Below are 7,060 nucleotides of genomic sequence, written 5' to 3'. Positions count from 1 at the left end.
GCCGGCCGCTCGTGCGCGGCGGCCTGCGCGGCCAGCAGCACCTGGACCTGGGCCGGAACCTGCAGCGCCGCCGACCGGACGAGGGTGGCGAGCGCCGGGTTGCGCTTGTGCGGCATGGCCGAGGAGCCGCCGCGGCCGGGGCCCGCGGGCTCGGCGACCTCGTCCACCTCGCTCTGCGCGAGCAGCGCCACGTCCGTGGCGATCTTGCCGAGGGCGCCCGTGACCAGCGACAGCGCGGCGCCGAGGTCGGCGACCGGGGTGCGGCGGGTGTGCCACGGCAGGACGGCCCGGTCGAGGCCGAGCTCGTCGGCGAACGCGTCCGCCAGCGCGGGCCCGTCCGGGCCGTAGGCGGCGAGCGTGCCGACCGCGCCGCCGAGCTGGACGGGCAGCACGGCCGACGCCAGCCGGTCGCGAGCGTCCAGGCAGCCGAGCAGCCACTGCGCGGCCGTGAGCCCGAACGTCGTCGGCAGCGCCTGCCGCGACAGCGTGCGGCCCGGCATCGGCGTCTCGCGGTGCCGTCCGGCGAGGCCGGCGAGCAGCGCCAGGACGCGGTCGAGCGTGCCGGTGATCTCCCGGCGGGTGCGCGCCGCGACGAGCATGGCGGCGGTGTCCATGACGTCCTGGCTGGTCGCGCCGTGGTGGACGTGCGGCCGCGGCCTCCTTGACCAGCTCGGCGAGCCGGCCCCGGCCCTGCGCCTCCCAGGACGGCCCGTAGGCCGCGACCGCCGCCTCCTCCAGCTCGGCGGCGAAGTCGGCGGCCGACGCGGGCCGCTTCTCCGGCTCCTTGGCCAGGCCGTGGGCGAGGACGTCGCGCAGCGGCCCCGGCACCTGGTCGACCGGGACGGGGGTCTCGCGGTGCGCCTTGGCCCAGCCGGAGTTGCCCCGGGCGCTGAACGGCGGCCGTCCGGTGAGGCACTCGAAGAAGACCGCGGCGGCCGCGTAGAGGTCGGACGCGACGGACGGCGACGCGCCCTCCCAGAGTTCGGGCGCGGCGTAGGCGGGCCCGGCGGTGGGGCCGAAACCGAGCCCGAAGTCGGTGAGGCGGGCCTCCCCGTCCGGGGCGACCATCACGTTGGAGGGCCGGAGCGCCCCGTGGACGACCTCCCGCCCCTCCCCGGCCGCCAGCCCCAGCAGCACGCCGCCGAGCGCCGACAGGGCCGCCAGGGGCCCGGCGGGGCCGCGCGAGGCGAGGATGCGGCGGAGCGAGACGCCCTCCGCGCGCTCCATCACGATCGCCGTCCCGCCGTGCGGCGAGGGATTCTCGACGAAGTCGAAGAGATCGACGACGTTCGGATCCTCCAGTTGGGACAGCCTGCGCGCCACCATCCGGTACCGCGACAGCAGCGCCTCGTCCGCTTCGAGGCGCTTGTCGAGATAGCGGATGGCGACCTTGGTCTGGGTCATGTCGTCCACCGCGAGCACAACGCGCCCCGCGGGGCCCCCGCCAAGGTCCCGCTCGTGGGTGAATCCCGGAACCGTCCAGCCGTCGACCACGGTGTGAGCCATCCCTCCGATCCGGCGGCGCCGGGTGAACCCGGGGGTGCCGCCGCTCGCGACACCGACATCCCGCCTGAAGCATTCTCGCCTGTCCCCAAGGGGCAGACGACGCCTTTGCTGGAATATCGGCCGGTACCAGGCGAGGTCAAGCCGCGTCACCGAACTGCAACTGGTTGACTGGAGGGGTGACCGATGCAGACAAGTCCCAGGAGTTGTTCGAGCGGGCCGGCCGGGTGATCCCCGGCGGCGTGAACTCGCCGGTGAGAGCGTTCCGGGCGGTGGGCGGCACCCCCCGGTTCATCACGTCCGCGCGCGGCCCGTACCTCACCGACGCCGACGGGAACGAGTACGTCGACCTGGTCTGCTCGTGGGGCCCGATGATCCTCGGGCACGCCCACCCGGCGGTCGTCGAGGCGGTGACCGGCGCGGCCGCGCGCGGGACGTCCTACGGCGCGCCGTCGCCGGGCGAGGTCGAGCTGGCCGAGGAGATCGTCGCGCGGACGCCGGTGGAGGCCGTCCGGCTGGTGAACTCCGGCACCGAGGCGACCATGTCGGCGATCCGGCTGGCGCGCGGGTTCACCGGGCGCTCCAAGGTCGTCAAGTTCGCCGGGTGCTACCACGGGCACGTGGACGCGCTGCTCGCCGCCGCCGGGTCCGGCGCGGCGACGCTCGCCCTCCCCGACACCCCAGGGGTGACGGGGACCACCACCGCAGACACGATCGTGCTGCCCTACAACGACGTGATCGGGGTCGAGCGGGCGTTCGCCGTCCACGGCGACGAGATCGCGTGCGTGATCACCGAGGCGGTGCCCTGCAACATGGGCGTCGTCCCGCCGACCACGGACTTCAACCGGCTGCTGAAGCAGCTGTGCGAGCGGTCCGGCGCGCTGCTGATCGTGGACGAGGTGCTCACCGGGTTCCGCGCGTCCCGGTCCGGCTGGTACGGCGTGGAGGGCGTCGCGGGCGACCTCATGACGTTCGGCAAGGTGATGGGCGGCGGGCTGCCCGCCGCCGCGTTCGGCGGCCGCGCCGACGTGATGGCCCGCCTCGCCCCCGCCGGTCCCGTCTACCAGGCCGGGACGCTGTCGGGGAACCCGCTGGCGACCGCCGCCGGCCTCGCCACGCTGCGCAACGCCACCGATGAGGTGTACGCGGCGATCGACCGCAACGCCGCGACCGTGTCCGAGGCCGTGACCGAGGCGCTGGCCAAGGAGGGTGTGCCGCACCGGGTGCAGCGCGCGAGCAACCTGTTCTCGGTCTTCTTCACCGACGCCCCCGTCGTGCAGAACTTCGCCCAGGCGCAGAAGCAGGACACCGCCGCGTTCGCCGCGTTCTTCCACGCGATGCTCGACCGCGGCGTCTACCTGCCGCCGTCCGCGTTCGAGGTGTGGTTCCTGTCGGCCGCGCACGACGACACCGCGCTCTCGAAGATCGTCGACGCGCTGCCGCACGCCGCGCGGGCCGCCGCCGAGGCGTCCGCCTGACCGCGGGGGCCGGGGGCGCACCGCTGGGACGCCCCCGGCCCGCCCGCGGAAGCGGGTGGGACCACCAGCCTCTCAGGACGCTGGGAGCCCGTCCCTCGAAGCGCTCAGAGCCTGTTCCTCAGGGCGCTCAGGGCGCGTTCCTCAGGGCGCTCAGGGCGCGGCCTTGAGGGCGCGCTCGACGGTGTCCGGGTGCGGAGGCTCGAACGGGGCGCGGACGCCCGGGTCGTCGATCAGCCCCCGGGCCGCCAGGCACGCCTTGAGGACGGTCGGGGACGGCTCCGAGAACAGCGCGCCCACCAGGGGGACGAGCCGTTCGTGGGTGGCGAGGTCGAGGTTCGCGTAGGCGGACGGCACCAGGTTGCCCGTCGCGGCGATCACGCCACCGGAGCCCAGCGCGCGCATGGGATAGGCGTACGCGTCGTCCCCGCACAAGATCTTCTCTCCGGCCTCGGCCAGCAGGACGAGCGTGTCGCCGTCGATGCCGCCGGGACAGTGCTTCATCCCCGCGACGCCGTCCAGGGCCAGGATGCGCAGCAGGGTCTCGGCGGAGAGCGCCCGGCCCGTCCGGTAGGGGATGTTGTACATCAGAACCGGCACGTCAACGGCCGATGCGACGGCGGCGTAGTGGTTGACCACTCCGTCCTCGGACGGCCGTAGGTAGTACGGGGCGACGACCAGCAGCGTGTCCGCGTAAGGGGCGCGCTCGCGCGCCTGCGCGATGGTGGCGTCGGTCCCCATCGTCCCCGCCCCGACGGTCAGCGGCACGCCGTAGGCGTCGCAGACCTTCCGGGAGACGCGCAGGACGGTCTCCACCTCGTCCGGGGTGAGCGTGGCGGCCTCACCGGTGGTTCCCAGCGCGACCAGGCCGTCCACCCCGCCGTCCAGGACGTGGACGGCGAGCCGTTCGAGGGACGCCGCGTCCACCTCGCCCTCGGGGGTGAAGGGTGTGACCAGCGGGACATGCGTTCCAAACATCGGAGTCACCTCGTGGGGACGGGATCGCGGACGGGATCAGGTGTCGACTTGGCGGCCGGTTCGGCAGTGGGTCCGGCGGCCGGCGCGGGCCGCCGGGAGCGGAGCCGGAGGCGGACGGCGCCGAGCGCGACACCGCCGACGATCAGCGCGGCCGCGCCGAGGCGCGCCGGGCTCACGTCCTCGTGCAGCGCGAACCGGGCCCCGGCCAGTCCGAACGGCGGGACGAGCAGGGCGTACATGCTGACCGTGCCGGCCTCGTACCGGCGCATCAGCAGCCCCCAGAGGCCGTAACCGAGCAGCGTGGACAGGTAGGCGATGTAGGCCAGCGCGCCCAGCCCCTCCAGGGAGGTGTGCGCGAGCGAGCGCCCGATCTCGTCCGGGCCCTCGAAGACCAGCGAGAGGCCGAGCAGCGGCAGCGGCGGCACCAGCGAGACCCACACCATGAACCCGAACGAGTCGACCGGACCGGTGGCGTGGGCGTTCATCCGGCGCATGGCGACGTTCGCCAGACCCCACATGAACGCCGCCGCGACGCAGAGCAGGAACGCGCCGGCCGGTCCGCTCGTCCCGCCCGACTGCAGGACGCCGAGCCAGGCGACGCCGCCGAAGGCCACGGCCATCCCGGCGACCTGCCCGGCGCGGAGCCGCTCCCGCAGCGTCAGCCACGCGATCAGCGCCGTGAACAGCGCGGCCAGCTGCAGGACGACCGACGACAGCCCGGCGGGCATGCCGACGCGCATCGCGATGAACAGCAGCCCGAACTGCCCGACGCCGAGCGGGAGCCCGACCAGCAGGAGCCACCGCGCCGGGACGGGCGGCCGCCGGACGAGGAACACCGCGGGCAGCGCGGCCACGGTGAAGCGCAGCGCGGCGAAGAACAGCGGCGGGTAGTGCTCCAGGCCGATCTTGATCGGCACGAAGTTGAAGCCCCAGACCGCGGCGATCAGCACGGCGAGCAGGACGTGGCGGGTACGCATGTCCCGATCGTCCTGAGAACGGTGTGTTTAGGACAAGCTAGAACTTCTTGACAGATGGATTTAGCATTGCTTCATGCTGGATCTGGAACGTCTGCGCGCCCTCCACTCGGTGGCCACCTACGGGTCGGTCAGCGCGGCCGCCGACGTGCTCCACGTCACCACCTCCGCCGTCTCCCAGCAGCTCGCCAAGCTCGAACGGGAGACCGGCCAGAAACTGCTGGAGCGCAACGGCCGCGGGGTCAGGCTGACCGACGCCGCGCAGCTGCTCGTCGGGCACGCCGGACGCATCCTGTCGCTGGTCGAGCAGGCCCAGGCCGACCTGGAGGCGCACCGGGGGGCGGTCGTCGGGCTGCTGTCGGTCGGGGCCTTCCCGACCGCGATCCGCGGCCTGTTCCCGGCCGCCCTGCGCTCCCTGCGCGCCGACCACCCCGACCTGCGCGTCCACCTGAGCGAGCAGGACCCGCTGGAGAGCATGCCGCTGGTCGTCCGCGGCGACCTCGACCTGGCCGTCGTGCAGGACTGGAGCAACGAGCCGCTGCCGCTCGCCGAGGGCCTGGTCAAGGGCGTGATCTGCGCGGACGTCGCCGACGTCGCGCTGCCGCCCGGCCACCGCCTGGCCGGCCGCAGCGAGATCGACCTGGACGAGCTGGCGGGCGAGGGCTGGATCAGCTCCACCCCCGGCTCGATCTGCTGCGACTGGCTGCACCGGACGCTCCGCTCGATCGACCGCGAGCCGCACATCGAGCACCACGCCTACGAGTTCGCGACCCAGCTCACCCTGGTCGCGGCCGGGCTGGGCATCGCGATCCTGCCGAGGCTCGGGCGCTGCGACGTGCCGCCCGAGGTCGAGATCGTCACCCTCAAGTCCCCGCTCACCCGCCGCGTCTACGCCGTCTGGCGCGAGGAGGCCGCGCGCCGCCCCGCCATCCGCGCCGCCCTGGACGCCTTCCGCTCGGCCGTCCCCGCCGACGTCCCCGTGCCCGGCGCCGACATCGGCGTCCCGCCCGCCGACCGCCCGCTGCTGAGGGCCTGACCGTCCGGGGGCCCGCCGCGCGCCGGGGACGCCGGCGCCCGGCCCCCGCCTTCCCCGCGCCCGGAACGCGCCGGAACGCGTGAAGATCGTCCATCCGCTACATTTCGGGCCCGAATCGCGATCTTGTTCGAGGGGTGCGGGCGATGGGCGGGTGGCGGGTCCCGGGGTTCACGACCGTCCGGGAGCTGGGCGAGGGCGGGCAGGGCGCGGTGGTGCTCGCCCGGCACGACGCCTCCGGGACGCTCGTGGCGGTCAAGTACGTCCAGGACGGCGCGGACCGCGCGCTGCTGCGGCACGAGGCCGCGATGCTCGGCCGCGCCGGCAGCCCGCACGTCGTGCGGCTCTTCGAGCTGGTCGAGACCGCCGAGGGCGCGGCGATCGTCATGGAGGCCGTGGACGGCGTGCCGCTGCGGACCGTCCTGGAGCGCGAGGGCGCGCTCGCCCCGGAGGCCGCCCTCTCGGTCCTGAAGGGCTCGCTGCTCGGCCTCGCCGCCGCGCACGCGCTCGGGGTCGTCCACCGCGACTACAAGCCCGCCAACGTCGTCGTCCCGCCGGACGGCCGCAGCAAGCTGATCGACTTCGGCATCGCGGTCAGCGCGGGCCGGGAGAGCGGCGGCGCGGGCACGCCCCCGTACATGGCCCCGGAGCAGTGGCGGCGCGGCGTCGCCACGCCCGCGACCGACGTCTACGCCGCGACCTGCGTGTTCTTCGAGTGCGTGACAGGACGCAGGCCGTTCGCCGGCGGCGCGGCGGAGCTGGAGAACGCCCATCTGACCGAGCCGCCGCCCGTCGAGGCCGTCCCGGAGGCCCTGCGGCCCCTCGTCGGGCACGGCATGGCCAAGGATCCGGCGCGGCGTCCGCCGAGCGCCGCCGACTTCGTCGCGGAGCTGGAAGCGGTCGCGTCCGCCGCCTACGGGCCGGACTGGGAGCGCCGGGGCGTGCGCGCGCTGGCCGCGTCCGCCGCCGCTCTGGCGTCCCTGTTCCCGATCGCCGCGCTCCTCGGCCCCGGCGGCGGCGCGGCTGGTGCTGCCGGTGCGGGGGCGGGGGCCGGGGCGGCGGGCACCGCGGCCGGGACGTCCGCGACGGGCGCGGCG

General features: G+C 74.9%; 6 protein-coding genes and 1 pseudogene. 3 read left to right on the top strand and 4 right to left on the bottom strand.

Annotated elements, in window-relative coordinates; all coding sequences use genetic code 11:
* Both AB0J52_RS21270 and AB0J52_RS21265 read right to left on the bottom strand, forming a co-directional pair.
* Nucleotides 1–614: lyase family protein (locus AB0J52_RS21270; protein ID WP_500183429.1), on the bottom strand; the 614-nt coding region annotated here is incomplete at its 3' end.
* A gap of 160 nt (nucleotides 615–774) precedes the next feature.
* Nucleotides 775–1,506: pseudogene (locus AB0J52_RS21265) on the bottom strand (serine/threonine-protein kinase); the annotation flags it as partial.
* Nucleotides 1,507–1,682: 176 nt separating this feature from the next.
* On the opposite strand from AB0J52_RS21265, the gene hemL reads away from it, so the two are divergent.
* Nucleotides 1,683–2,981 carry a glutamate-1-semialdehyde 2,1-aminomutase gene (hemL, locus tag AB0J52_RS21260; protein WP_500183428.1) on the top strand — a complete coding sequence of 433 codons (1,299 nt, stop codon included), beginning with the start codon at nucleotides 1,683–1,685 and terminating at the stop codon, nucleotides 2,979–2,981.
* Between the two features lie 150 nt (nucleotides 2,982–3,131).
* Here the strand turns inward: hemL and AB0J52_RS21255 are convergent, their stop codons facing one another.
* Entirely contained in the window at nucleotides 3,132–3,956 is an 825-nt protein-coding gene (locus AB0J52_RS21255; protein ID WP_500183426.1) for a dihydrodipicolinate synthase family protein, read from the bottom strand.
* 5 nt (nucleotides 3,957–3,961) lie between these two features.
* Nucleotides 3,962–4,933 (bottom strand): EamA family transporter, encoded by a 972-nt coding sequence (locus tag AB0J52_RS21250; RefSeq protein ID WP_500183424.1) that lies wholly within the window; start codon nucleotides 4,931–4,933, stop codon nucleotides 3,962–3,964.
* A gap of 73 nt (nucleotides 4,934–5,006) precedes the next feature.
* On the opposite strand from AB0J52_RS21250, the gene AB0J52_RS21245 reads away from it, so the two are divergent.
* Both AB0J52_RS21245 and AB0J52_RS21240 read left to right on the top strand, forming a co-directional pair.
* The gene (locus AB0J52_RS21245; protein ID WP_500183423.1) at nucleotides 5,007–5,966 is read left to right on the top strand and encodes a LysR family transcriptional regulator; all 960 of its coding nucleotides are present in this window, start codon (nucleotides 5,007–5,009) and stop codon (nucleotides 5,964–5,966) included.
* 143 nt (nucleotides 5,967–6,109) lie between these two features.
* Nucleotides 6,110–7,060: serine/threonine-protein kinase (locus tag AB0J52_RS21240; RefSeq protein WP_500183421.1), on the top strand; the 951-nt coding region annotated here is incomplete at its 3' end.

Origin of the sequence: Spirillospora sp. NPDC049652 (genome assembly GCF_040675125.1) — a bacterium.
GTDB lineage: Bacteria > Actinomycetota > Actinomycetes > Streptosporangiales > Streptosporangiaceae > Spirillospora.
Note: the sequence above shows the minus strand (reverse complement) of the source record. Positions and strands in the feature narration are given on the sequence as shown.